The organism is Butyricicoccus sp. (assembly GCF_977037065.1).
Map to the genome: position 1 here is coordinate 14,578 of NZ_CDRQNY010000013.1, position 25,796 is coordinate 40,373.

Genomic DNA, 25,796 nt, shown 5'->3' on the forward strand with positions numbered 1-25,796 from the left:
TTGTACGGTGCGGAAAACTGGAAGCTATTGATCTTCTGAATCTAATCCAAGTCCTTTCAGCTCTTTTTCGTTTTGGATATCTTCATCGGTTTTCTTTCCGGTGATAGCACGGTAGGCATTCTTTAATGCCATTTTTCACTGCCCATTTGATAACGAAATACAGCGCAATCAAAATGATAATTGCGGTTCCTCCGCTTATGCCTAATTCATTCCACATGATTCAATTCTCCCAAACGCCTTACTTCTTCCGCTTTTTCTTCTTCTGCACGCTGTACCCGAACTTGCCGAGATACTTGCCGAGCGCAAAATACTCGCCGTGGGAGTACATGATAAGGTTCGCGTCATTGATATGGAACCGGTCGTTTTCATCCAGAAATTCGTCATCAACCGTCACGCCGACTACCTCGGCGATGAACATGGTATGGCTGCCGAGTGCGAGGCTCTCGGTCACGCGGCAGGCGATGTTGACCGGGCTTTCCGCGATAGCGGGTGCGCTGACATGCTCGACCGGCATGGGTGTCAGACCGGTTTTCGCAAATTTGTCCACATCACGGCCGCTGACAACGCCGCAGTAGTCGCAGGCGCGCGCCAGCTTCTCGGTGGTGAGATTGATGACAAATTCACCGGTTTTCTCGATAATATCGTAAGAATACCGTGACGGACGGACCGAAATTGACACCATCGGCGGGTTGGTGCAGATCGTACCCGCCCAAGCCACCGTGATGATGTTGGGACGGTGCGCTTCATCGGCAACGCTGACCATCACCGCCGGAACGGGATTGAGCATGTTGCCGGGCTTCCAGCTTTGTTTACCCATGTTTATCTCCTTTATTGTGCGCGGGATAGACGGCGCGCAGTTGTTTTGAAGGTCTGATTACGTCAGCGGCTGCACCGTATAGCGGAGCCGTGCGGGCGAGTGCGGATACCGACGGTAAAACGCGCTTACCAGTCGGTCGGCGACCATGCGGCTGTTTTCGTAATTCGCCTGCGGCAGCAGGATGATATACTGCGAAATGCTGCATCGAGCGATCACATCGCCGCGGCGCAGATTGTTCTGGACAAGCACTTGCAGATTGTTCATTGCGGGGTCCAGACTGCGGCGTGCAAGCATTTCGCCGTCCTTGCCGGAGACCGACAGCAGGCAGATATTCGCTGAATGGCCGTTTCGCGCGATTGAACGGGCTTCGGCACGGTACAGAATCTTGAAAAAGTCGTATTCGCATACCATGGCGCCGCCGTGCGGCGCGGGCTCCTCAAGCTGAGAGCAAACCTCGTCCATGGTCAGTGTGCGGTCGTTTACGGTGCGTGTCGCCTGACGATACAGTGTGCGCAGCGTCTCGGACGGCATAACGCCGAAATGCGCAAACAGCAGCTCGCTCATTTCCTCGTAGACCGACATAGTGCCCTTCATATCGCCGGTGCGGAGCAGACCACGCATGAGGTGCTCATACAGGTCCTCTTGATACGGCTCAATATGAATCGCCTGATGGCACAGCGCAACGGCTTCGGCGGTGCGTTCCTGCTTTTCAAGCAGTTCGATCGCCCCGGCTGCCGTACGGGTGTACAGGCTGTGATAGTAGGCCACGATTGGAATGGTCCAGATTTCATCGGTCATGCGAGGAAGCGGATCGCCGGTATACAGCGCCAGTGCAGCCTGATACTCTGCCAGACGGACATCGTCATCTCCGGCGGCTTCGGCGGCATGAAAATGCGCCTCGAAGTCCTCAACATCGAGAGAAAGCGGTATAACGTTGTTCCAGAAGTATCGTCCTGCTTTGCGGCGGATGAGCAGGCGGCCAAGTCCCGGCTGCAGTTTATCCAGCGCGGTACGAATGCGGTGAAAGATTGATTTGAGCGCATTTCCGGGATCCGCGCTTTTCTCGCCGTTGCTCCAGTATAGATGGATCAGCTCCTCCTGAGCGAACGAGCGGCCGTGGTTATACAGCATATAGGCCAACAGTGACCATACCCGGCGGGAACGGTCGTCGCTGTCGGAAATGGTGCGGTCGCCGTATCGAAGGGTAAACTGCCCGAGCATCTGCACTTGTAATGTAGGTCCGTTCATCTTTGCTCCCCACCTTTGTATGATGTGTTCGCAGATTGACGCGCATGACCGATTACGAAGTCATACGGCATATATTAAAAATATACCACGAAACCGGCAAAAATGCAAACCGGAGAACAGGGAACAGAGGAGTTCCTGCAGGTGCAGCCGCAGATTTGAGGGAGAACTGCCGTTGAGAAGAGAGCGCATAAAATAACATAGTATATGGATTGATTCTGAGGAAAATGCGAAAATGCAGCATGATTTACACTAAAAAGAACGCACGTTCTTTATTGTATGTTCAATTCACTCTGTACGGATAGGAGCAAGGGCAGGGTAGCAGGCTTGCAGACAATACGCTCTGCTTGGACGCCGACCGGAACAATATGGACAGCCATCCCCGCGAATCCGCTTGCTGATGGAACTCTGTCAGACATGTCCCTTCTCGCATTGCCACTCATGGCCTTTTCACATTTCCACCCAAATTTCTTATTGGATTGCCCTGCTATCTCACTGGGCAAAGCGGCAAATTCTTTGTGGGGTGTCAGATTCAAATAAGCGCAGGCTCCGGCGGCCTCACCAAGCCGCATCGCGTCCCAGTTCTCGGATGACAGATGGGGCATCTGCTGTTTCGGGAATTGGTGCGGGAACAGATGGCTGCTTTCCAAACATGTCCTTCCGAACAGATCCAGTATACTTTCTTTTCAGAGCCGGGCACTACATCATAAGGTGTCAGAGGGGAATTTAACGCAGAATGCCACTCCGCGGCAATTTCCGGCCGGAGCACTGCCAGGAAGTTTTTCTCATACGCCTGAAGATTGGCACAGAACGGACAGTTTGAGCGGCGTTTGGTCCTGTTAGCGATCGTTGCTCGATACTCCTGCTGACATTTTGGACAGTGCCACCAAACTTTTCGAGGTGAACCGCTGAATACAGTATCAGGCTTGTCGGCGTTGCGGGTGCTCCACTCCAACGCGATTGCAGGATATTCTACCGCCAGAGTGCGTTTCTTTCGCTCATGAAAATACATTTGATTAATTGCATATTGATCCCGTCGGTGATGAAAATCAAGCGGCTGTAAATCAAGATAGCAAAATACAGAGGCGATCATTTGGTCAAGATGCCTATCCTGCTCATCAAACCGATACAGAATTTTCGTCTTCTGCAATACAACCGGCTCAGCTAGCTCCCGGCTGTCACAGATCCGAAGCACCTGATATCCCGCCTCTCGCAGGGCGCGGTCTTTCCGTTCTGCCCTCTCTCTGGCCGCCAGACTGCTGTGATAATAGTACCCATCATGTTCCAGCACCAATTTGTGTTCAGGCAAAAAAATATCCATATTCTCAATTTTCAACTGAAAAACCCCTTTCCGACAGAGCGGAAAGGGGTTTGTTTATGCGATTTTGGAGAATAACATAACAGCAAGGCCGAGCACGACAAGAATCACGCCGGTGGCGCGGTTGAGCGTTTTCGGGCTGGCCTTATTGGCGAACACGGCAGCGATGCGTGCCCACACGAGCGTGAAGATCACGCACAGAGTCCAGATCAGCGGGTCAGGCATTCCACCAATGGCGAAGTGCGAGGCCGCGCCTGTGAGCGCTGTGAACGTCATAATGAACACGCTGGTGCCGACGGCGGTTTTCAGCTCGTAGCCGAGCACCGAGGTCAGGATGAGCAGCATCATCATGCCGCCGCCCGCGCCGATGAAGCCGCAGATAAACCCGATCAGCACGCCGCAGACAATGGACTGCACAGCTCGTTTGCGCGCGGACACGTTCATCATCGCCTCTTTGGTGGTCATGACCGGACGGACGATGAACTTCACGCCGAGCAGGAACGTCATAAACACCGAGAAGCTGCCCATCGTTCGCGAGGGGAGCAGGCTGGCGATATAGCTGCCGACCACGGTGAATACAAGCACGCTGAGCATTATCAGCAGGCCGTTTTTGACATCCAGATTTTTGTTTTTGCCGTAGGTATAGGCCGAAACGGCGCTCGCCAGTACGTCAGACGAGAGCGCGATGCCGACCGCCATATACGGATCCATGTGCAGAAAGGTGATGAGAATGGGGCTGATAACGGCGGCGGCGCTCATGCCCGCGAAGCCGGTGCCGAGGCCAGCGCCCATGCCGGCGAAAAACGTGACGAGCACGGTGAAAAGCATCGTCATATCAGCGCACCTCCTGCAAGAGCTGGTCGAGATTGCGGTCGATGACACCGACGGCATCGCCAAACGCCTGCCGCTGTTCATCACTCATGCCGGAGAGCAGACGGTCGATGAACTGCGCCTGCAATGCGCGGCCGCGGTCGATGATGGGAAGCGCCTTGTCGGTACATATCAGACGGGTCTTGCGGCGGTCGCCGGGGATGCTCTCGCGGCGCAGATAGCCCTCCTCGACCAGCCGGTTGACGTTGACTGATACGAGGTTCGCCTTGATCCGGCGCAGCTCCACGATGTCGCTGGCGGTGTCATGGCCGGGGTTGTTGGCAAGGAACAGCAGGATGTCAAACGCCGTCTGTGTCAGCTTGAGTTCGCGGCACAGCGGTCGGCACATTGCGCTGTATGCCAGATCGGTCTTGTGCGTAAATTCCATATAGGGATTCATGTATATCACCTGCTTCAAAAATAGATAGTCTAAATTTGAATTAAGTATAGCATGATATGCCTGTGCCGTCAAGCCGGAGAGAAAGAAAAAAGCTCTTGTTCCGAAGAACAAGAGCTTTTTGAAAACATTTTATACGCCAGTGGGCAACAATTACTTGTTGTCAACCTCTGCCATGTGCTCGATGAGCATCAGCAGCTTGTTGGAGTAGCCCCACTCGTTGTCGTACCAGGAAACAACCTTTACGAAGGTGTCGGTCAGGTAAACGCCAGCGTTAGCGTCGAAAATGGAGGTGCGCTCGTCGCCCAGGAAGTCAGAAGATACAACAGCATCCTCGGTGTAGCCCAGAACGCCCTTCAGGCCGCCCTCAGACAGCGGCTTCTCGGAAGCAGCCTTCATAGCAGCGCAGATGTCTTCCTTGGTAGCCGGCTTAGCCAGGTTAGCAGTCAGGTCAACAACGGAAACGTCCAGGGTCGGTACACGCATGGAGATACCGGTCAGCTTGCCGTTCAGCTTCGGGTAAACCTTGCCTACAGCCTTTGCAGCGCCAGTGGTGGACGGGATGATGTTGCCGCAAGCAGCACGGCCGCCGCGCCAGTCCTTCTTGGACGGGCCGTCAACAACCTTCTGAGTGCCGGTTGCAGAGTGTACGGTGGTCATCAGGCCCTCGGTGATGCCGAATGCCTCGTCCAGTACCTTAGCGATCGGAGCCAGGCAGTTGGTGGTGCAGGATGCGTTGGATACGAAGGTCATATCCTTGGTGTAAGTGTTCTGGTTAACGCCCATTACGAACATCGGGGTGTCGTCCTTGGACGGAGCAGACATGATAACCTTCTTAGCACCGCCATCGATGTGAGCCTGTGCCTTCTCCTTGGTCAGGAATACGCCGGTAGACTCTACAACGTAGTCAGCGCCAACCTTGCCCCACGGAATGTTCTTCGGGTCCATCTCTGCAAAGAACTGAACCTTCTTGCCATCAACGGTGATGGAGTTGTCATCATACTCGATGGTGCCGTCGTAACGACCGTGCATGGTGTCATACTTGAGCATGTATGCCATGTAGTCCGGAGTCATGAACGGATCGTTTACCGCTACGAACTCAATGTTCGGGTTCTTCAGACCAGCGCGGAAAACCATACGGCCGATACGGCCAAAGCCATTGATACCTACTTTGATACCCATTTTACAGTGTTCCTCCTAAATGTTTTGATGAAGTTCTCTGTTGATGTTATTATTATACACTAAATGCGCAGTTTGCCGCAAGGTGTAATATTTGTGATTTTCTTGTCATTCTGCCCGGTATTTTTGTATAATTTTCTTTGCAATGACAGTAGCGGCAGTGGTATAATAAACACATCGTACAAAATATGGGGATTCGGTTTGTATAATCCCCCCGATTTTCGGGATGAGAAAAGCACAGCGCGCGCCGTGCTGTTTTTTCACATCCGCGAAGACAGAGATTAGTATGCCAAATACCGCGCAGCATATACCGGACGCAGGAAAACACAATCGAGAATGACAGCAGCTTTCCCACAGTACAAAGGTAAATTACACGGTGTTTTGGGAGGATAATGATGGAAGACGCATTTTTTTCGCAGCTGGACGGCAACGCAGTCCGCGAGCTGCTGCTGCGCACCGAGCTGCGGCATGCGGCGCTGTTCGCAGTGAGCGATACGCTGCGTATCGAGCGGTGCAGCGACGCGGCACAGCAGCTTTCCGGTCTGCACCCGATGGAGGAGCTGGATCCGTTCCTGAGCGGCAGCACGCGGAATATACTGCTCCGGTGCATAAATACACAGTCTGCCTGCACCGCAGAGGAGGACATCGACGGAACGGTCTACACGGTCGAGATGATCCCGCACCGCGGCGGTGCACTGCTGGCGTATCTGCGGCGCGACCGTGCCGCCTATGACGGCAGCCTGCGGGTCATTCAGGACAAAAGCTCGCGTTATCTGGGCGCTTTGATGGCCGAGGCCGAGCAGGTGGAGGATCCTGCATTGGCAGACGGGCTGCGGCGGCAGTGTATGCGGCTGTACCGGCTGCTGACGCACTCGGATTTACTGCACGACCCGCTGCTGACCGAGCAGCTTTCTCTGCGGCGCTGCGACCTGTCAGCGCTCTGCCGCGACGCTGTGCAGCAGGCGGAGACGCATGCGCCTGCGGGCAGTGCAAAATTCATCGTACAGGTGCCGGAGCATGCAGACGCGCTCATTGACGCGAGACTGGTGCGTACGGCAATCTATAACCTGCTGACAAACGCGCTGCGTGCAACACCGGAGGACGGCGAAATCACGGTTTCACTGACCGATACGCGGGATTTTGTGACGATTGCGGTTGCCGATACCGGTCCGGGACTGGATCCGGCGAAGTTCGATGACCTGCTTTCCGGCTGGCGGCGCACCACCTCGATAGACGATTACCGGGCGCTCGTGCGCGGCGGCACACCGCTTGGTCTTGGTCTGCCGCTCGTCAATCAAATTGCGCAGGCGCACGGCGGACGGCTGCTGCTCACACAGAGAAAGGGCGGCGGCAGTGTGCTGCACCTGTGTCTGGCGCATTTGCCGCATACGCTCGAGGATGACCTGTTCCGCGCACCGACTATCATCGAGGACGGCTATACCGCCGAAGAAATTGAATTTTCCATCCTGGAATGAAATAAAACAGCCTCGGAGGCGTGGAGAAATCGCACTCTGAGGCTGTTCTCTTATGTGTTGGCGGGAGAGCTGTACGAACCGCGGTAGACCTTAATGGACTCCGGCAGCCAATGCCCATCCGCAGGCTTCTGAATTTCGGTGATGGTGTACGTCAAACCGCGGTATTTGGCGTATACGATGGAGGTTTCGCCGTCGTACACGGCGATTTTCGTACCGTCAGGCATGGTTTTCTGCCGGACAGTGAGTGCATCGTCCGTTGTGCTGGTGATAAAAAGCAGGCCGCCGGCCGGCATATAGCTGATGTTCAGACTTGCAGCCAGCACGCACAGCAGCGGAACGATCAGCAGGAATGCAATGCGTTTTTTCATGAGCTGTTACCTCTTTCACGGAAGCTGTCTCTCGGTATCTGCATTATAGCAGATAAAACGTATTTTTACAATTCGCGTTTTGACTGAAAACTGTGACGTGGAATTGACGTCCAAAAGACATAGAAAAACCACCTGTTATCAGTGATAACAGGTGGTTTTGCACATTATTTGATCTGCTGAGACAGGTTGTACAGCACCTGTGCCAGCTCAACCGACTTGATCTGTCCCTTGGGATTGAATGCGCCGTGATTGTCGCCGTTCATCAGCTTGTTGGTCTGACAGAACGCAACGGCATCCTTCGCCCACGGAGCGATCGAAGAAGCATCGGTAAACGCGGTATTCGCACTCGTATCAGTCGAAACCGTAATCTTTCCGGCCTTTTCGAGCAGCGTGATGTAGCGCTGCAGCACTGCCGCGAACTCCTGACGGGAGATGGAGTCATAGGGACGCAGGTAGTGCTGACTGTCACCGGTCATAATGCCGGATTCAAAGCAGAACGAAGCGCCATCACGGTAAAGTTCGGGGATTTCGGCGTAATCGGGCGCTTCCTTAACAGCCATGCCTGCATAGGATGCAGTCAGTTCCGGGTCAACGAGCTTTGCACTGTTGTAAATCGCTTCGGCAACCGTGCAGCGGTTTTCCGCTGGATTGAACCACGGGAAATATTCTTTACCGTCGATATGACCCGCCGGCAGCATGATGTTGTTCTCAATCACATAGCGGACTGCGGGCGTGAACCACGAGTTCTCCGGCAGCTCGTATTTTTGCTCGAACTCGGCATCGGTCAGGTCCTTGTCGTTCTTGGTGTAAAGGTTGTTTTCCTGCTCGTCGGCGGTCTGGGTGGTGGATACGGTGGTATCAACGTTATCCGGAAGGTCGGCAGCGAGCGCGGTGGTGCTCATGGAGAGTGCCGTTGCACCGGTGAGGAAAAATGCCATTACCTGTTGAAATTTCATAGAGTGTACCTCCTTGTCTGCGGCAGAGCCGCAAGCCAATAGATGTATGACGTATATCATACTCTGCGACTATTATAGCATGGTCTGGCGGCAATACAAGCGGTGTAACACAGATGTAACGCAAACGACACAAAGTCGTCCGAAAGTTCCGCCCGTTGGTTGAAACTTTCTCCCTCTCAAAGTCAAAAAGTCAGCGCTATCCTTGCGCGGCTTCTTGGCCGCGCTGCGCGGTATACGCCCCGACTTTTGCTCTCATTAAATATTTTTAAGGATAGAGGCCTACGGGCTGGCATTTGCAATGCAAATGCTATTTAACATGCGCTATCGCGCAAAAATGTGTTAGCAACTGCCGTTATCGAAAAAAGAGCGGACCGATCGGTCCGCTCTCAGCGTATTCGCTTAAATGCTTTCGGTGATGATGTACATAATTTCCTCGCGGGACAGCGTGCGCGGATCAACACGGAACAGTGCACCCATGGTGCTTGCTGCGTTGTCAGCAAGTTCGCCTGCGTCTTCCGGCTTTACGCCGTAGTCGGACAGGCGCAGCTTGTCCACGCCGCACGCCTGCTGCAGCTCAGCCAGCGCAGCGAGAAAATCGCCGTCCGCACGTCCAAGTGCGTGTGCAATGGCCTGCAGGCGGTCAGCCGAGGTGTCCTTGAAGCGGCTCCAGTATGCCTTGGACAGCATGATCAGACCCGCGCCGTGCGGCAGATCGGGATGGAACGCGCTCAGCGCATGCTCGATGGCGTGCTCGCCGCTGCAGCTCGACAGCGTTTCGACAAAACCTGCCAGCGTGTTCGCCAGTGCCACATCCGCGCGCGCATCGGCGTTGCCGCCATCCTTAACAGCCGCTGCCAGCGATTTGCCGATCAGCGCAATTGCCTGCAGCGCGAACATGTCGCTCATCGGGCTTGCAGTCTTAGCCAGATAGCCTTCAGCCGCATGGAAGAACGCGTCAAAGCCCTGGTATGCCGTCAGATGCGGCGGGACGGTCATCATAAAGTCCGGATCGACGATCGAAATGGTCGGGAAGCACTTCTCGCCGCCGCCGCCGATCTTTTCCTCGCCGTTGGTGATAACCGTGAACGGGTCAGCCTCGGTGCCCGTGCCTGCGGTCGTCGGAATGGCAACAATCGGCAGTCCGGCCTTGGCCATGCGCTTGCCGCCGCCCGTGCCGCCGTGAATGTAGTCCCACCAGTCGCCGTCGTTGGTTGCCATAATGGCAACCGCCTTGGCCGTGTCGATGGACGAGCCACCGCCGAGACCGACAACAAATGCAATGTTCTGCTCACGGCAGAGCGCAGCGCACTCGCGCACACCCTCAATCGTCGGATTCGGCTGTACCTTGTTGTATACCACGGTCGGGTGACCGGCCTCCGCCAGCGTATCCGCCACCTTGGCCACATAGCCCAGCTTGGTGGTGGAGGTGCCGCCGGTGATGATCAGACCCGTGCCCTGCGGCAGACGTACCTTGGCCAGACGCTTGACCGATCCGGCACCGAAAAATAAGCGTGTCGGCATATAAAAGCCAAAGTTTTCCACTATAAAGACCCCCTTCAATTAATAATTAGGAATTAGTAGTTAGTAATTTTGTTAGAGTGCAGAGTAAAGAAAATGTAAGGATTCACCTTATTCTCCGCAAGCTTTCAGTAATCGGCTGAGATAGATTGTTTGTGCCACCTATTTAATGATGCTTTGGGCGCACACTGTGCGCCCCTACGGGTACACGGGTGCAAATGAATTTACAAACGGTGCGCCGAGGTCGTACCCCAGGGCACCTTCTCTTGCCCTAACAGGCAATTCACCTTGTCGCACCGTACGGTAAAGATTACTGGTAATTGTAACTCGGAGGTGTCATCCGTTATATCCGGACCAGCGAGTTGCGCGACATACCCGTGCCGCGCCCGCGCGGCGTCAGCGCAGATTCCGCTCGCTTCGCAAGCCCTAACACTTTTATTATACCAAATTCCACACTTGGAGAAAAGAGCCAAATCACCGAAATGGATGGCTTTTTGTTGTGCAATATGCAGTCTAAAAAGTCGTAAAAAACGCTTGACGTTGTGCAATATTAATGATATTATAATGACACAGAAAAGATAAAGGCAAACACCAAAGGCGAAGTAAAACAGGGGTTTTACTCCAAAAGGCGCAAACCTTCATCTAATCTGAAGGATGTCAATCCGGTTTGATACCCACGAAAGAGGTGAGTCCAATGGTATCAGAAGAGGCATCTTACCAGTTCGCGGGACTCGCCGCGGCGCTGTGACCGAAACGATCAAGGTGATAGCTGAAAAAATGAGCGAGTTCCAATTCCACAATTTGAACCGCCTGAAAAGCGCGATCGGCTTCTAAGCAAAGGTAACAACAACGGTAACTTTGGGGAAGCTATCCTCGTGAATTTAACTATCCGTACATGGCATACTAAGACAGTCAAGCGGATCGAGGCAGCAGGAAAGTAAGGTTCATACATGACAGAACCCTGATATTTGATGCGCCGGCGAACAAAACGAAGTATCTTACGATACCTGCCGGATGCTGCACCCGCCGATGGGCATACTGATGAGTATCTGCAGCATAGACATACCGCATCGGAACGAGATAATATCAAAGTCCGAGTAACATCCGGTTCGACAAGGCAGGCTGTATCACATCTTCCGCCGAGCAGTGACGCATCACCCACTGGAAATAGAGTTCCCGAATGTAGGAAAGGCAACCAAACGGACTATGTAGTTTGTGCAGTAAACGAACCTTAGCCGGGCGGTTCCGCGAACGTAAGATCGAAAGATGCCGAAAAAACAACCGAATACCAATCCAAATGCGATGGGAAATATCCTGTCGGGAAAAGAGGATCTATGGAGATTTGGAAGTAAAAGCCCTCGTTCATGTGTCTGTGAATGAGGGCTTTATTTTGTCCTTTTTGTCAATGGCAAAATAGATAAAATGAGTGTTGAAAATCTGTATAACTGCACGAAAACACGGTTTTGGATAAAGTTGCTTTGACGAAACTGTCAAAACTCTGCTATGATGAAAATGCAATACAGTGCAATATATAGAGGAGCGATACTTATGAAAATAGACGGAAACGAGCTGGCCATCCTGCAGAACGACCTTGACCGCGAGGGCAAGAAGGAAGAAGCGCTCAAGATCAAGCTGGAATTTCTGCGTCAGGTGCGCGAATCCGGTGATCACTGCCCGTGTAAGGAGGCGTGCCGCCATCACGGCAACTGCTTCGAGTGCGTGACTATCCACCGCGGACACCGCGACCATTTGCCGATGTGCCTGTGGGATATGGTAAATGAGCGGCTGGCGGCTCTCAGCCACATAACCGAAGGCACGCTGCGCGCCTACGAGGACCGCAAGGCCGCGGAAGGCATCGAGTGCGGTGACTGTTCCGACTGTCCCGGCTGCGGAGAATAAAAATATAACGGACAAACCAAAGCGGTTTGTCCGTTTTTATCTGCCGAAGGAAAAAGGACTTGAGTGAAAACTCAAGTCCTTTTGTGTATTCAGGAAGTATTCTTTACAGCAGCTCGTGCTTGATACGGTCGAGTGCCTCCGGAGCCTGCTGATCCATCTTCTCCGGGAAGCCGAAGTAGGATACGCAGATGATATTGTCGCCGCCAACCTTGGGAGCGTCCGGCTTCAGCTGCTTGTTTGCGAAGTCCATCTCACGCAGGGTTTCGAAGATGCCGTCGAAATCAACCTCACCCTCGCCCATAGCGGTGTGCTGGTGGATGGTGTAGTCAGCACGGCCACGCTGGTTCAGCCAGGGCGGATTTACGATGTAGCGGCAGTCCTTGGTCTGGTTCCAGGTGTCAGCCAGAAGAACGTGGGTCAGTTCATCGCCGGCGTACTTCAGCATGTGGCGAACGTCGCCCTTGCCCTGATCGTAGAAGAAACCGTGGGATGCGGAGTAAACGTAACCCAGGTTCTTGGAACGGAAGGACTTAACGATGTCACAGGCCTCGTCGTTCAGCTCGACGAAGTCATACGGATGAGACTGGCACTCTACGCGGATGCCCTCACGCTCGATGATCGGGAGAAGCTCCTCCATAGACTTGAAGAACATGCCATTGCAGATCTCCTGCTGGTTCGGGTCGCCGGAGAACTCGGTGTTGATGACCGGTACGCCCATGTCAACCGCGATCTCAATCATGCGCTTCCAGTTTGCAACTGCGTGCTGGCGCTGCTCCTCGGTCGGGCCGGACCAGCGGTAAACAACGATGAAAGAGGAAATCTCTACACCGGTCTCCTTGAGAGCCTGCTTGTACTCCTGCTGGCACTCCTTGGAGAACAGCGGGTGCTTGTAGAACGGGTTAATGCGCGGATGCGGGGACTGCTCGATGTACTTGTAGCCCCAGTCAGCTACCTTGTGAACATAATCGTTGATGGACATCTGCTTGGCAAGAACGTCAACGTCAAATGCGATTTTCATAAGAATGATCCTCCTTGTCTGTTTGCCATATCAAGGGTGGCTTCCCTGTTTGATGGCTCTATTATAAAGCGTTTCTGCCGTCTTGCCAATGATACAAATTACCCTAAACCTGCGAAATCCTGCTATTCGCTATTGCATCAAACGGATACTTCTGATAGGATAGAGGCAAGGAGAGTGACCGCTATGCTGATTCCCGAATTAGGTGTCCATCAGACCTCGGAACGGTACTTTTTTACGCCGTCTTCGCTTGCAAAGGAGCTTTTTTATTACCCGACGCGGCTCGGACATTACTTCTGCAGCAGCCGGTATTCCTTCAATCATCGGTCGGAAATCGCCCTGCAGGGTGATCACAACCAAAATATCATGCTGTTTTTTGTGCATGATGGCGCAATGGAGCTGACGCTGAACGGTACGCCTGCCATCGCCGGAGCCGGACAGATCGTGCTGTTCGACTGCCGTGAGCCATACAGCTATGCCGCCTCGGACGGACTGGAGTTCACCTGGCTGCTGTTCAACGGCCTGAATGCCCGCGCGTTCTATCAGAAAATCCTGCAGGCACGCGGCCGCAGGGCATTTTCGCCGGCCGCACCGGCGGAGATTGCGCAAATGCTGGATTCTCTGCGGAGCGCCTGCGCCGAGGACGCGCGGCTGAGCGAGGCACGGTGCTCGCAGCTGATCCACAGGCTGCTGTGCCTGCTCCTGCTGGACGAGACCACCGAGAGCACCGCAGGCGGCGACCGTATTGCACAGGCCATCCGCTATATGAACCGGCATTTGTTCGAGCCGATCGGCGTGCAGGACGCGGCAGCAGCCGTCAGCCTGAGTCCGTCGCATTTCTCACGGCAGTTCAAGGCGCGGACCGGCTATTCGCCGTATGAGTATATCGTGCTGCGCCGCATTGATAAGGCGAAGTATATGCTGGCGTCCACCGAATTGTCGGTCAAAGAAATCGCCTACGCGACCGGCTACAACAGCGAGGAGAATTTCATTCACAGCTTCCGCAAGAACGTCGGTGTTGCACCGGGAATCTTTCGGAAGTATCCGGTCTAACCGCTTGACAAGTGTGAAAAACGCTGATAAAATAAAGCAGTCGAGTAGCAGAAGTGCGTAAATCCAGATGGATTTACGCACTTTTTCTTTTGTGAAAAAGACAGGTTGTGGCAGCTTTCCGTAAAGACTCCGAAAATCCAATCAGGAGGTTTCGATATGGATCGGAACAAGGCAGAAAAACGAATGGCGACCGCGCCGGTAGGACGGCTCATGCTGCAGATGGGCACACCGATGATACTATCCATGATGCTGCAGGCAGTCTACAACATTGTGGACAGCTATTTTGTGGCAAACATGGCGGAAAACGGTGAAATCGCGGTCAACGCGCTGACACTTGCGTTTCCGGTGCAGATGATGATGGTCGCCGTCGGCATCGGCACCGGTGTCGGCGCAAATGCGCTTATTGCGCGTGCGCTTGGTCAGGGTGACCGGGAGAAGGCGGGGGCAGCGGCAGGCAATGCGCTGACGCTCATGGGGATTATTTATGCGGTGTGCCTGCTGTTCGGCGCGTTCGGTGCGGGTGCGTACATCGGCTCGCAGACGAGCGACCCGACCGCTCTGGCGATGGGCAGTCAGTACCTGCGCATCTGCTGTATGGCATCGTTCGGCATTCTGTTCTTCTCGGTGTTTGAGAAAACCCTGCAGGCGACCGGCCGTTCGCTTTATTCTACAATCGCACAGGTGACAGGCGCACTGACGAACATCGTGCTTGACCCAATCATGATCTACGGTCTGCTCGGCTGTCCGAAACTGGGCGTGGCAGGTGCGGCATGGGCGACCGTGCTCGGTCAGATTGCGTCTCTGGCTCTGGCGGCCGTGTTCCATTTCCGGCTGAACAGGGAACTGCCGTTCAGCCGCAAGGCTCTGTGCCTGCGCCGCAGTATCGTCGGCGAGATTTACTCCATCGGCGTACCGGCCATCATAGCACAGGGCGCGATGAGCGTGATGAATTATTGTGTCAATCTGATTTTCGGCAGTCTGGACAGTTCGTATGTCACCGCTTATGGCATTGTGTACAAAATTCAGCAGTTCGTTTTGTTCGCGGCGTTCGGTCTGCGTGACGCGATTACGCCGATTGTGTCGTTCAGCTACGGCATGCAGAATGCGAAACGCATCCGTGAGGGCGTGCGCTGCGGTCTGATGTACACCATCGTTCTCATGCTGGTTTGCACTGCGGCTGTAGAAATTCTGGCGCAGCCGCTGGCAGGTATTTTCTCACTGTCCGCAGGCACGATGGGCTTGTGCGTGACCGGTCTGCGCGTGCTGGCGGTCAGCTTTGTATTCGCAGGTGCAAACATTGCCATACAGGGCGTGTTCCAGGCCACCGAGGGCGGTGTGCAGTCGCTGCTCGTGTCGCTGCTGCGCCAGCTGATTTTTGTACTGCCGGCGGCATGGCTGTTCGCGCACCTGCTGCCGGCCGGCGTGTGGCTGGCGTTCCCCATCGCGGAGGTGCTGACCGCAGTAATCGCCGCCGTGCTGTTGCTGCATACCGCAGGGAAAGGCCGCCTGTCACAGCGGGATCACGCTGTTTCACTGGGTAAGTAAAATCCTGCCTGACAGAATATACGATTTTCTGTACAGCTTTTTGTCGCTTCTCACGAATCATCCGACCGAGAGACTCGACACTGTGCACAAACATATAGCCTATAATCTGTGAATAGTGCCTAATTAATTGAGAAATTGTGCTTATGTTAAGCGAAAAACGCTGAAAAATGAGAAAATCTACAAAAACCTCTTTTCTTTCTGCTGTTTTATGCTATAATGAAACTAACATAAAAGGGTTTCACGAAGTACAATCTCAGGAGGTAGTTATTATGACCAGAGGTATCCGTGTAAAGAATACGGACGACATTCAGAAGATCAACAAGATCGTAACTCGTTACGGTTTTGATATTTGGATTCACGGCAAGAGCGGTATGGTAGACGCAAAGAGCCTGCTCGGTATGTTCCTGCTGTCCCTGAACGAGCCGCTTCAGATCGTTCTCGAGGACGATGTTGATCCGACCGCACTGTTCAAGGATCTTGAGGATTACCTGGAGATCGACGACGAGGACTAATTTTTCTCGTACAACAGCATAATAAAAAGCAGTCGATTTTGGGCACCCTCCACAAAGAAGATGCCCCAAGACAGCTTTTGCATCTCAATTTAACATTTTTCGGAACGGTGTAGTCTTATTGACTGCACCGTTTCTGTTTTCTTACGCTATACAAGAGACTGGAATGATTTTTCTATTTCCTCCGTCACGGTTCAGGATGCTGTTCATACGGCGCCTCTATTCCGGCGGATTATAAAACCCGAAGGGAGAAACTTCTTTACGAAGTTCCTCCCTTCGGGTTTCTGTTTTATTTCACTGCAATCAGATGGTGTTGATATCAACCATTTCGCAGTTTTCAATCTTAATATCGCCTTCCAGGCAGCGCAGCAGCGCGGAAACCGTATCCATCGAGGTCAGGCACGGGATTGCACGCTCTACCGCGGTACGGCGGATGTGTACCGAGCCAAGCTCCGGATGACGGCCCTTGACCGAGGTGGCAACAACGTAGTCAATCTTGCCGGACTCGATCAGGTCGATGATGTTCGGGGACGGCTCATCCACATTGCGGATGGCGTTAGTGGCGACCATGTGGCGGTTGAGCACGTTTGCGGTGCCGCTGGTAGCGTAAATATCAAAGCCGAGAGCCTCGAAGCGCTCACCGATGCGGATTGCCTCCTGCTTGTCCGAATCACGGACCGAGATCAGGACAGCGCCCTTTTTCTTCATCTGGAAGCCTGCGCCGGTCAGACCCTTGAGCAGTGCCTCGCGGAAGGTCTTGGCAACGCCGAGCACCTCGCCGGTAGACTTCATCTCAGGGCCAAGCTGGGTATCCAGATCACGCAGCTTCTGGAACGAGAATACCGGAACCTTGACCGCATAGTGGTCGCTTTCCGGATGCAGACCGGTGCCGCAGCCCATGTCCTTCAGCTTTTCACCGAACATGCAGCGGGTAGCCAGATCGACCATCGGCACGCCGGTAACCTTGGAGATGTATGGCACGGTACGGGACGAACGCGGGTTTACCTCGATAACATAGATCTGATCGTTGTACAGAACGAACTGGATGTTGACCAGACCGAGAACAGCGAGGTTCTTTGCCAGAGCCTCGGTGTACTTAACGAGGGTGTCCTTGTGCTTCTGCTCGATGTTGATGGACGGATAGATGGAGATAGAGTCGCCGGAGTGAACGCCTGCGCGCTCGAAGTGCTCCATGATACCCGGGATGAGGATGTCGTCGCCGTCACAGATGGCATCGACCTCGATCTCGCGGCCCATCATGTACTTATCGACCAGAACCGGGTTTTCAACCTTGTTGCGGGTGATAACCTGCATGAACTCACGGACATCGGCCTCCTTGTAGGCAATCTCCATGCCCTGACCGCCCAGAACGTAGGACGGACGAACGAGAACCGGATAGCCAAGCTCGTCAGCCGCCTTGACAGCCTCCTCCTCGGTCATAACCGTGTGGCCTGCCGGACGCGGGATACCGCACTTTTCGAGGATAACGTCGAACTTTTCACGGTCCTCAGCGGCGTCGATCGACCATGCCGGCGTGCCGAGGATCGGAACACCGAGCTTCTCAAGGTGAGCCGCAAGGTTGATGGCGGTCTGACCGCCGAACTGTACGATTGCGTAATCCGGCTTCTCGGCCTCGACAACGCCGGTAACGTCCTCCGGCGTCAGCGGCTCGAAGTACAGACGGTCTGCGGTGTCAAAGTCGGTGGAAACGGTCTCCGGGTTGTTGTTGATGATAACGGTCTCGCAGCCGAGCTTCTGGAGCGCCCAGACAGCGTGAACCGAGCAGTAGTCGAACTCGATGCCCTGACCGATACGGATCGGGCCGGAACCCAGTACCAGCACCTTCTTCTTGCCGGACGGAGGTGCAACCTCGGTCTCCTCATCGTAGGTGGAGTAGTAATACGGGGTCTCTGCCTCGAACTCAGCGGCGCAGGTATCAACCATCTTGTATACCGGCAGACGCTTTACGTCCGAAATGTCCTTGCCGGAAAGCTGCTCGATGGTCTTGTCGAGGAAGCCCATCTTCTTGGCGCGGATATACAGATCGGAGTCGATCTTGTCAGCTGCAGCCAGCTCCTTCTCCATGTCGATGATGTTCTGGAACTTGTGCAGGAAGAACACGTCCATCGTGGTGATGTCGTGAATCTCCTCAATGGTCATGATGCCGCGGCGCAGCGCCTCGCAGATGTGGAACAGACGCTGATCGTCCGTGCGGGCCACGCCCTTCTTGATCTCGGCGTCAGACTGCTTCTGGATGCGCGGGGCGATCATGCTGTCCAGCTTGATCTCGCAGCCGCGAACGGCCTTCATCAGTGCGCCCTCAAAGCTGTTGTCGATGGCCATGACCTCACCGGTGGCCTTCATCTGGGTGCCGAGGGTGTTGTCTGCGTAAACGAACTTGTCAAACGGCCAGCGCGGGAACTTGACAACGCAGTAGTCGAGCGTCGGCTCGAAGCATGCCTTGGTCTTGCCGGTAACGGCGTTGGAGATCTCATCCAGACCATAGCCGACTGCAATCTTTGCGGTTACCTTTGCAATCGGGTAGCCGGTTGCCTTGGAAGCCAGTGCAGAGGAACGGGAAACACGCGGGTTTACCTCGATTACGGCGTACTCGAAGGATTCCGGATTGAGCGCGTACTGTACGTTGCAGCCGCCCTCGATGCCCAGTTCGGTGATGATGTTGAGTGCGGAGGTGCGGAGCATCTGATACTCCTTATCGCACAGGGTCTGCGACGGTGCAACTACGACAGAGTCGCCGGTGTGTACGCCGACCGGGTCAACGTTCTCCATGTTACAGATGGTAATGGCGTTGCCCTTGTGGTCGCGCATTACCTCGTACTCGATTTCCTTCCAGCCTGCGATGCACTTCTCGACCAGAATCTCGTCAACACGCGAGTACATGATGCCGGAGGCCGCAATTTCGCGCAGCTGCTCCCAGGTGTAGGCAATGCCGCCGCCGGTGCCGCCGAGCGTGTACGCCGGACGGATGATGACCGGCAGACCGATCTCACGGGTGAAATCAACCGCATCCTCAACCGAGTGAACAACCTTGGACGCAATGATCGGCTCGCCGATCTTCTCCATGGTGTCCTTGAACATCTGGCGGTCCTCTGCCTTTGCGATGGTGGTCGGATTAGCGCCGAGCAGCTTTACGCCCATTTTATCAAGGAAACCGTTCTCGCACAGCTCCATGGCGAGGTTCAGACCGGTCTGACCGCCGAGGTTGGGCAGCAGAGAGTCCGGATGTTCCTTTTTGATGATCTCCTGAACGGCTTCGACGGTCATCGGCTCGATGTAAACCTTGTCCGCCATAGCCTTGTCGGTCATGATGGTTGCCGGGTTGGAGTTTACCAGAACAACCTCCAGACCCTCCTCGCGCAGTGCGCGGCACGCCTGCGTGCCTGCATAGTCGAACTCGGCAGCCTGACCGATAACGATCGGGCCGGAGCCCAGTACCATTACCTTATGAATATCCTTGCGCAGCGGCATTACTGAGCGCCTCCTTTCGACTTTTCAATATTTTCGATGAACTTATCAAACAGATACGAGGTATCCATCGGGCCGGGGCATACCTCCGGGTGATACTGCACGGTGAATACCGGACGGCCGATGTGCTCGAGACCCTCAACGGTGCCGTCGTTCAGGTTGACATAGCGCACGCGGGCAATCTGCGGGTCAACCGACTCGCCTACAACGGCATAGCCGTGGTTCTGCGAGGTGATGTAGGTGCGGTCCGCGTCGATGTCCTTTACCGGATGGTTGACACCGCGGTGGCCGTACTTCAGCTTGGTGGTCTTTGCGTCGATAGCCAGTGCCAGCAGCTGGTGACCGAGGCAGATGCCGAAGATCGGCATATCGGACTTCAGCAGCTCCTTGAGGTTTGCTACGATCTCGACATTCTCCGCCGGGTCGCCGGGGCCGTTGGACAGCATCACGCCGTCGTACTTGCCGACTACGTCCTCCGGCTTGGTGTATGCCGGAACAACGGTGACTTCGCAGCCGCGCTTGCACAGTTCGCGCTCAATGTTGTACTTTACGCCGTAATCGAACAGGGCAATGCGGTACTTGGTCTCACCGTCAGCGGGATAAACGATATTCTCGTCGCAGGTTACGGTCTTAACCGCATCCTTTACAACGTAAGCCTTCATTTCCGCAATGGTCTGCTCATCCGGCTCGAAGCCCTCGGTGTAAATAACACCGTTCATAACGCCTTCGCCGCGCAGCTTGCGGGTCAGTCGGCGGGTATCGATGCCGGCAAGGCCAACGACCTTCTGTGCCTTGAGGTACTCGTCGAGCGTTACCTTGCAGCGCCAGTTGGACGGGTATTCGCACATCTCGCGCATGATAAAGCCGGAAACCCAGCTTTTGCGGGACTCATAATCCTCAAAGTTGATGCCGTAGTTGCCGACGAGCGGGTAGGTCATGGTAACGACCTGACCGTAGTAGGACGGGTCGGTCAGAACCTCCTGATAGCCTGCCATGCCGGTGTTGAATACGACCTCACCGATGCTCTGTCCTTCGTAGCCGACTGCGGTACCCTCGAACAGAGTGCCGTCCGCCAGCAGTAAGTATGCTTTTTTCACTATATCCACACGCTCCTTAATTCTTCGATTGAAACCACGGTTTCAATCGAGGGGACATACCGCGCTGAAAGCGCGGATATGTCCAGAACTGCACAAAGTTCCGACGAGCGAAACTTTGCTCCGTACTTGTATAAAAACCTTGATACGTGCTCCAGGTTTTTATGAATTTGCAAGGCAAATTCTATTTTAATGCGCGCCGATGGCGCGGTTTATATTATTTAATCGCCGCTACGATGTCGTCGCGCATCCGGATGGCTTCTGCGCGGGCGGCTTCCTTATAGTCCTCGCCGTTGTTACCGGTTTTCTTCCATGCGCACATGATGCCGCGGGAGGAGTTTACGATAGCACCGAGACCGTCGTCGTTAAACGCATTGGCGATGTCCTTTGCGGTTGCGCCCTGCGCGCCGTAGCCCGGTACGAGGAAGTAGCTCTTCGGCAGCAGCTCACGGATGATCTTCTGTTCTTCGGGATAGGTTGCGCCGACTACGGCACCGATCTGGTTGTAGCCGCACGGCGTATCCAGACCCTCGCCCCACTTTGCTACCATCTCCGCCATGCGGGCGTAGAGCGGCTTGCCCTCCATGTCGCGGTTCTGCAGCTCGCCGGAGGACGGGTTAGAGGTCTTGACCAGCATAAACAGGCTCTTCTCGCGGCTGCGGCACTCCTTGAGGAACGGCTCTACGCCGTCGGTGCCGAGATAGCCGTTTACGGTAACCGAATCGCAGCCGTACGGTGCGATCTCGGTATCGCCGACGCGGGTCTTGCCGAGGTAAGCCTCTGCGTAAGCGGTTGCGGTAGCGCCGATGTCGTTGCGCTTGATATCGCCGATAACGTACATGCCCTTGGCGTGTGCGTAGTCGATGGTCTCCTTGAGTGCCATCGCACCGTAGGAGCCGAGCAGCTCGTAATACGCAGCCTGCGGCTTTACGGCCGGAACAATGTCGCACAGTGCGTCGATCAGGCCGCAGTTGAAGGCTACGACGCTCTCAGCGGCAGCACGCAGCGTTTCGCCGTGCAGCATCATGTTGCGTCCCGAAATATGCTGGGGGATGTACTCCAGTCGAGCGTCCAGGCCGGCTACGGTCGGGTTGCCCTTTTCCTTGATCTTTTCTACTAAGGTTTGGATAGACATTCGGTTCTTCCTTTCTCAGGTGCGATGTTGTTTTACGGATTGCGAGCTTGTATGTTTACACTGTCTTCGCCGTCCACTTCGGTCAGGCGGACAAAAACGCGTTCATCACGCGCGGTAGGCAGGTTTTTGCCGATATAATCCGGCCGCAGCGGCAGTTCGCGGTGACCGCGATCGACCAGCACAGCCAGCTGTATGCGCTCGGCGCGTCCTCGGTGAGAGATGGCTTCGATGGCGGCACGCACGGTGCGTCCGGTGTACAGCACATCGTCCACGATGATGACGGTCGCGCCTGCAATGCGCGGATCGAGATCGGGCAGAGGAGCGTCCATGCGCGGTACGTCATCGCGCCACGGCGTAACGTCCAGCTCGAGCACAGGAGGTGCCGTGCCTTCAACCTCGCCCAGCTTGGCAGCAATGCGCTGCGCCAGATAGATACCGCGTGTTTTCACACCGGCGAGCAGCAGGTGCTCCGCGCCCTTGTTTTTTTCCACGATTTCGAACGCGATGCGGGTCAGTGCACGGCGAATGCCATCCTGATCGAGTATGATCTTCGGTTCGGTCAATCTGCCGCCTCCCTTCAAAAATGCAAAAAAATGACTCTCCGCCACAACAATTAGCAGAAAGCCGCACGAAATACTACACCTGTCCCCCTTGTCCTACGGCTGACGGCGTATGCACTGTTTTCTGCCTTGCGCGGCTCACGGGCCGCACCTTAAAGGCGGATTGTTAGATATATTATATAATATGAACATGCGATTGTAAATAGTCGATTGTGCCAAACAAGCATTTTTTTGCTGTGCAAAATTTGAGGGACGAGCGGGCATACTGATTCTATAAACTTTATGAAAGGCGGTAGATCTTTTATGCGAATTTCACCTTTTGTTTCCGGCATTGCGACCGGAGCGATGGCAGGCGCGGTGGTTTCGATGGTAGCGGCCGGCGCGATGCTCAATCCGTCTATGCGGAGAAGTGCGCAGCACGCGGCGCGTAAGGCGGAGCATGCGATGCACAAGGCGGCGGACCGCGTGGAGAACTTCATCGGGTAAAGAGGTTCGCCATTTCTGGGCGAGAGATTTCGCACGCTGCGGCGTGCGGGGAACGTGCGCCGTCCGGCGCGGGAACAAAAAGGGTAGACACCTACGGTTTCTACCCTCTTTGAACACCCGTTTCCCTTGCGGTGTAGCTTGGGTGCAGATGGTAGACTGCGTAAGCGTAGAAAAGGGGAACGGCAGAGGATTTTTACTACAGTGTCTTTCGCAACCTGTTCGCAGTGTTAGATACATTACTGCTACACAGACCGGAAAGTCTTCGCAGGCGCAACATGACCGTGTTGCGCAATTCGTGAGCACGTTATTATAGACAGCACCTGCGAAAATAAATGGCACCGAACACCTAAATTAGCAGGTGCCGTGCGTTATAACGTGCCAAAGAGTTGTGCGGCACTGCTATGCCGCGCTCTGCGTAGATGAACCCGCATGCGTAGCAGTAATTTATCTGTGAACTGAGAAAAGGCGGGGAAAGACACGCAACGGCAACCCGACTGCCGTTTTCCATTTTCGCAGCGGTCACCGTTCTCCGGTCTGCGCCAGACTATCCAAGGGAAAAGGGGAGATTCATAAGAGGGTGGAAAACCGCAGGTTGTCTACCCTCTTGTGCGCCCGCGCGGCGTCAGCGCAGTTCACCTCGCTTCGCAAGCGGCAATCCACCGGTTAGCACTCGCTAAAAAACGAAAATGCATGGAAAACCCCATCAAACAATGCTATACTATAACCACTACACAAAGGAGAACCATAATTTATGAAAATTCTTATCGTAGTGGATATGCAGAAGGATTTTATCAGCGGCCCTCTCGGTACGGCTGAAGCGCGCGCCATCGTGCCCTATGTGGCAGAGAAGGCAAAAAATGCACCGCGTGAGAGTCTGTTCGTCACGCTGGACACCCACCAGCCGAACTACATGGAGACGAACGAAGGGCGTCATCTGCCGGTGCCGCACTGCATCGAAGGAACGGAAGGTCATGCGCTGGACGATGCCATTGCTGTCGCTGTGGATGGCATTCCGGCGTCCCGCATCATCTGCAAGCCGACCTTCGGCGCGGTGGCGCTTGTGGACGCGCTGCGCGCTCTGCACGAGCCGCCGGAGGAGATCGCATTTGTCGGCGTATGCACTGGCATTTGCGTGATTTCCAACGCCATGCTGTGCAAGGCAGCATTCCCGGAGGCAAACATCGTGATCGACGCGGCACTGTGCGCGTGCGTCACGCCGGAGTCGCACGATACTGCGCTGAACGCGATGCGTCTGTGCCAGATGGAAATTCTGCATCAGGGTAAGGAGCCGTGGCGCAAATGAGCAGACCCAAGATCAAAATTACGCTGATCGATCGAAAAGGCAAGCACGGCTGTCACCGCGGGCACAAAATCGGCGACAGCTTCGACTTCGACACCGAGCGCGGGCAGCTTTGCCCGATGGCGATGCACGTTGCGTTCCCATACATCGACATTCTGCGTTACGGCGGCCATCTTCCCGGGCAGGAGGACGGCACGGCGGTGTTTTGCTGCCCCGATGTGGACACGATCAACGTATTCCGTATTGAAATTGTAGAATAAGCGTAAAGCGGAGGACGAAAAGGATATGGATATCAAAAAAGTTACGGGTGTGTATTTCAGTCCGGCAGGAAGCACAAAGACCGTTGTTGAAACAACGGTGGATGAACTGGCGCGTCTGTTTAAGGCAGAGTGCCGGTACATATCACTCAACACGCCGTCTGACCGTGCGCAGGAGTATCAGTTTGCCCCGGATGAGTTGGTGGTATTCGGCTGTCCGGTGTATGCCGGTCGGCTGCCGAACAAGATTTCGCCGGACTTTGCTCGCTGCCTGCACGGTGAGGGTACACCGGCGGTGGCACTTGTCACCTACGGCGGCAGAGCGTATGACAACGCGCTTGCCGAAATGTACGAGCTGCTGACAAAAAACAACTTCAAACCGGCGGCAGGCGGCGCTTTTTTGTGCCGACATGTATTCTCGGACAAGCTGGCGGCAGACCGTCCGGACGCGGCTGACCTCAGTGAGCTGCGTATGCTGGCTCAGGGTGCGGCGCTCAAGCTGAGAAGCGAGGGAGAGATCAAGCCGCCGAAGGTGCCGGGTGACGCGCAGGCAGCCTACTACACGCCGCTCAAGACCGACAAAACGCCCGCAAAGTTCCTCAAGGCCAAGCCGAGCACGATGATGATGCTGTGTGAGCACTGCGGTCTGTGCGCGAAAATCTGCCCGATGGGTGCGATTGACCCGAACGACCCGTCTAATATTCCGGGCACCTGTATTAAATGCTGTGCCTGCACGACTTACTGCCCGAGCGGTGCAAAGAAATTCGATGATCCGGATTTCCTGTCGCACACGGCTATGCTCGAGCAATTCCGCACCGAAGCGCGCAAGGAAAATTCGATTTTCCTGTAAATGTTGTGCGGACAACAGAAATCGGCGGCTTGGCGTGGTATACTGTCAGCATAAAGCAAACGACAGGAAAGAGGAGAAGCTATGGACAAGTTCATCCGCAATATCGACCACGAGAGCGTTGTAAGGCTCGCCGAGCTGGTTTCCGTTCAGTCGGGACAGGTGGTCAGCAAGACACTGGCGCAGAACAAGGCGGTCAGCATTACGCTGTTCGCGTTTGACAAGGGCGAGGAGATCGGCACGCACGACTCCACCGGCGACGCAATGGTGACCGTGCTCGAGGGCACCGGACGCTTTACGGTCGGTGGTGTGCCGCATATCGTCAAGGCTGGCGAAACGCTGGTCATGCCCGCCAAGGTGCCGCACGCCGTTTACGGCGAAGAGGCGTTCAAGTGGGTGCTGACCGTTGTGTTCCCGGATGGGTTTGAGGCATAATATCATATGGTAAAAGAAATCCCCGCCGAGTG

General features: G+C 54.8%; 26 protein-coding genes. 10 read left to right on the forward strand and 16 right to left on the reverse strand.

The features are described from left to right. Positions 1-24: 24 nt before the first annotated feature. From ACWVX6_RS06140 to gap, 8 genes are all read right to left on the reverse strand, one after another. Entirely contained in the window at positions 25-132 is a 108-nt protein-coding gene (locus ACWVX6_RS06140; RefSeq protein WP_455152647.1) for a DUF6019 family protein, read from the reverse strand. Beyond that, positions 83-217: a DUF6019 family protein gene (locus ACWVX6_RS06145; protein WP_455152648.1), complete on the reverse strand. Its 135-nt coding sequence runs from the start codon at positions 215-217 to the stop codon at positions 83-85. Before ACWVX6_RS06145 ends, ACWVX6_RS06140 begins: the two co-directional genes overlap by 50 nt. 21 nt (positions 218-238) lie before the next feature. Then, complete coding sequence (locus ACWVX6_RS06150; protein ID WP_455152649.1) at positions 239-817, reverse strand: flavin reductase family protein; 579 nt, start codon at positions 815-817, stop codon at positions 239-241. Between the two features lie 57 nt (positions 818-874). Next, a complete protein-coding gene (locus tag ACWVX6_RS06155; RefSeq protein ID WP_455152650.1) occupies positions 875-2,065 on the reverse strand; it encodes an AfsR/SARP family transcriptional regulator in 1,191 nt (396 codons plus the stop codon). A gap of 529 nt (positions 2,066-2,594) precedes the next feature. Next, positions 2,595-3,398 (reverse strand): zinc-ribbon domain-containing protein, encoded by an 804-nt coding sequence (locus ACWVX6_RS06160; RefSeq protein WP_118761692.1) that lies wholly within the window; start codon positions 3,396-3,398, stop codon positions 2,595-2,597. Positions 3,399-3,437: 39 nt separating this feature from the next. Next, the gene (locus ACWVX6_RS06165; RefSeq protein WP_118361246.1) at positions 3,438-4,214 is read right to left on the reverse strand and encodes a sulfite exporter TauE/SafE family protein; all 777 of its coding nucleotides are present in this window, start codon (positions 4,212-4,214) and stop codon (positions 3,438-3,440) included. Position 4,215: 1 nt separating this feature from the next. After that, entirely contained in the window at positions 4,216-4,650 is a 435-nt protein-coding gene (locus ACWVX6_RS06170; protein WP_118480639.1) for a MarR family winged helix-turn-helix transcriptional regulator, read from the reverse strand. 150 nt (positions 4,651-4,800) lie between these two features. Beyond that, complete coding sequence (gene gap, locus ACWVX6_RS06175) at positions 4,801-5,829, reverse strand: type I glyceraldehyde-3-phosphate dehydrogenase (protein WP_110435898.1); 1,029 nt, start codon at positions 5,827-5,829, stop codon at positions 4,801-4,803. 392 nt (positions 5,830-6,221) lie between these two features. Here gap and ACWVX6_RS06180 point away from each other — a divergent pair, with 392 nt between their 5' ends. Then, positions 6,222-7,301 carry a sensor histidine kinase gene (locus ACWVX6_RS06180; protein ID WP_455152651.1) on the forward strand — a complete coding sequence of 360 codons (1,080 nt, stop codon included), beginning with the start codon at positions 6,222-6,224 and terminating at the stop codon, positions 7,299-7,301. A 50-nt stretch (positions 7,302-7,351) separates the two neighbouring features. Here ACWVX6_RS06180 and ACWVX6_RS06185 read toward each other — a convergent pair whose 3' ends face one another. The 3 genes from ACWVX6_RS06185 to ACWVX6_RS06195 all read right to left on the reverse strand — a co-directional run bounded on the left by ACWVX6_RS06185 (position 7,352) and on the right by ACWVX6_RS06195 (position 10,167). After that, positions 7,352-7,669 carry a hypothetical protein gene (locus ACWVX6_RS06185; protein WP_455152652.1) on the reverse strand — a complete coding sequence of 106 codons (318 nt, stop codon included), beginning with the start codon at positions 7,667-7,669 and terminating at the stop codon, positions 7,352-7,354. A 164-nt stretch (positions 7,670-7,833) separates the two neighbouring features. Next, positions 7,834-8,625, reverse strand: a complete 792-nt coding sequence (locus tag ACWVX6_RS06190) for an S-layer homology domain-containing protein (protein ID WP_455152653.1) — start codon at positions 8,623-8,625, stop codon at positions 7,834-7,836. 399 nt (positions 8,626-9,024) lie between these two features. Next, positions 9,025-10,167: an iron-containing alcohol dehydrogenase gene (locus ACWVX6_RS06195; protein WP_455152654.1), complete on the reverse strand. Its 1,143-nt coding sequence runs from the start codon at positions 10,165-10,167 to the stop codon at positions 9,025-9,027. A gap of 1,524 nt (positions 10,168-11,691) precedes the next feature. Between ACWVX6_RS06195 and ACWVX6_RS06200 the strand changes: the two genes are divergently transcribed. After that, positions 11,692-12,042, forward strand: a complete 351-nt coding sequence (locus ACWVX6_RS06200) for an LPS biosynthesis protein (protein ID WP_199667462.1) — start codon at positions 11,692-11,694, stop codon at positions 12,040-12,042. A 103-nt stretch (positions 12,043-12,145) separates the two neighbouring features. On the opposite strand, the gene ACWVX6_RS06205 is transcribed toward ACWVX6_RS06200, so the two are convergent. After that, entirely contained in the window at positions 12,146-13,060 is a 915-nt protein-coding gene (locus ACWVX6_RS06205; protein WP_118286227.1) for a sugar phosphate isomerase/epimerase family protein, read from the reverse strand. Between the two features lie 183 nt (positions 13,061-13,243). Between ACWVX6_RS06205 and ACWVX6_RS06210 the strand changes: the two genes are divergently transcribed. The 3 genes from ACWVX6_RS06210 to ACWVX6_RS06220 all read left to right on the forward strand — a co-directional run bounded on the left by ACWVX6_RS06210 (position 13,244) and on the right by ACWVX6_RS06220 (position 16,167). After that, positions 13,244-14,110 (forward strand): AraC family transcriptional regulator, encoded by an 867-nt coding sequence (locus ACWVX6_RS06210; protein ID WP_110435903.1) that lies wholly within the window; start codon positions 13,244-13,246, stop codon positions 14,108-14,110. Between the two features lie 156 nt (positions 14,111-14,266). Further along, the gene (locus ACWVX6_RS06215) at positions 14,267-15,655 is read left to right on the forward strand and encodes an MATE family efflux transporter (protein ID WP_118761698.1); all 1,389 of its coding nucleotides are present in this window, start codon (positions 14,267-14,269) and stop codon (positions 15,653-15,655) included. Between the two features lie 269 nt (positions 15,656-15,924). Next, entirely contained in the window at positions 15,925-16,167 is a 243-nt protein-coding gene (locus tag ACWVX6_RS06220) for an HPr family phosphocarrier protein (protein WP_118361231.1), read from the forward strand. A gap of 300 nt (positions 16,168-16,467) precedes the next feature. Here ACWVX6_RS06220 and carB read toward each other — a convergent pair whose 3' ends face one another. The 4 genes from carB to pyrR all read right to left on the reverse strand — a co-directional run bounded on the left by carB (position 16,468) and on the right by pyrR (position 22,442). After that, complete coding sequence (gene carB, locus ACWVX6_RS06225; RefSeq protein WP_455152655.1) at positions 16,468-19,653, reverse strand: carbamoyl-phosphate synthase large subunit; 3,186 nt, start codon at positions 19,651-19,653, stop codon at positions 16,468-16,470. Next, entirely contained in the window at positions 19,653-20,747 is a 1,095-nt protein-coding gene (locus ACWVX6_RS06230) for a carbamoyl phosphate synthase small subunit (RefSeq protein ID WP_118361227.1), read from the reverse strand. Before ACWVX6_RS06230 ends, carB begins: the two co-directional genes overlap by 1 nt. A gap of 214 nt (positions 20,748-20,961) precedes the next feature. After that, positions 20,962-21,879, reverse strand: coding sequence for an orotidine-5'-phosphate decarboxylase (gene pyrF, locus ACWVX6_RS06235; protein ID WP_117489270.1), 918 nt, complete (start codon positions 21,877-21,879; stop codon positions 20,962-20,964). 32 nt (positions 21,880-21,911) lie between these two features. After that, on the reverse strand, positions 21,912-22,442 hold the full coding sequence (pyrR, locus tag ACWVX6_RS06240; RefSeq protein WP_118361225.1) for a bifunctional pyr operon transcriptional regulator/uracil phosphoribosyltransferase PyrR: 531 nt from the start codon (positions 22,440-22,442) through the stop codon (positions 21,912-21,914). 300 nt (positions 22,443-22,742) lie between these two features. Between pyrR and ACWVX6_RS06245 the strand changes: the two genes are divergently transcribed. From ACWVX6_RS06245 to ACWVX6_RS06265, 5 genes are all read left to right on the forward strand, one after another. Further along, a complete protein-coding gene (locus ACWVX6_RS06245) occupies positions 22,743-22,925 on the forward strand; it encodes a hypothetical protein (RefSeq protein ID WP_118730021.1) in 183 nt (60 codons plus the stop codon). A 751-nt stretch (positions 22,926-23,676) separates the two neighbouring features. Continuing rightward, entirely contained in the window at positions 23,677-24,228 is a 552-nt protein-coding gene (locus ACWVX6_RS06250; protein WP_455152656.1) for a cysteine hydrolase family protein, read from the forward strand. Continuing rightward, the gene (locus ACWVX6_RS06255) at positions 24,225-24,485 is read left to right on the forward strand and encodes a TIGR04076 family protein (protein WP_117489263.1); all 261 of its coding nucleotides are present in this window, start codon (positions 24,225-24,227) and stop codon (positions 24,483-24,485) included. The genes ACWVX6_RS06250 and ACWVX6_RS06255 overlap by 4 nt, the downstream gene beginning before the upstream one ends. Positions 24,486-24,510: 25 nt before the next feature. Beyond that, on the forward strand, positions 24,511-25,332 hold the full coding sequence (locus ACWVX6_RS06260) for a 4Fe-4S binding protein (protein WP_118761701.1): 822 nt from the start codon (positions 24,511-24,513) through the stop codon (positions 25,330-25,332). Positions 25,333-25,413: 81 nt separating this feature from the next. After that, positions 25,414-25,764, forward strand: coding sequence for a cupin domain-containing protein (locus ACWVX6_RS06265; protein ID WP_117489259.1), 351 nt, complete (start codon positions 25,414-25,416; stop codon positions 25,762-25,764). Positions 25,765-25,796 lie beyond the last annotated feature (32 nt).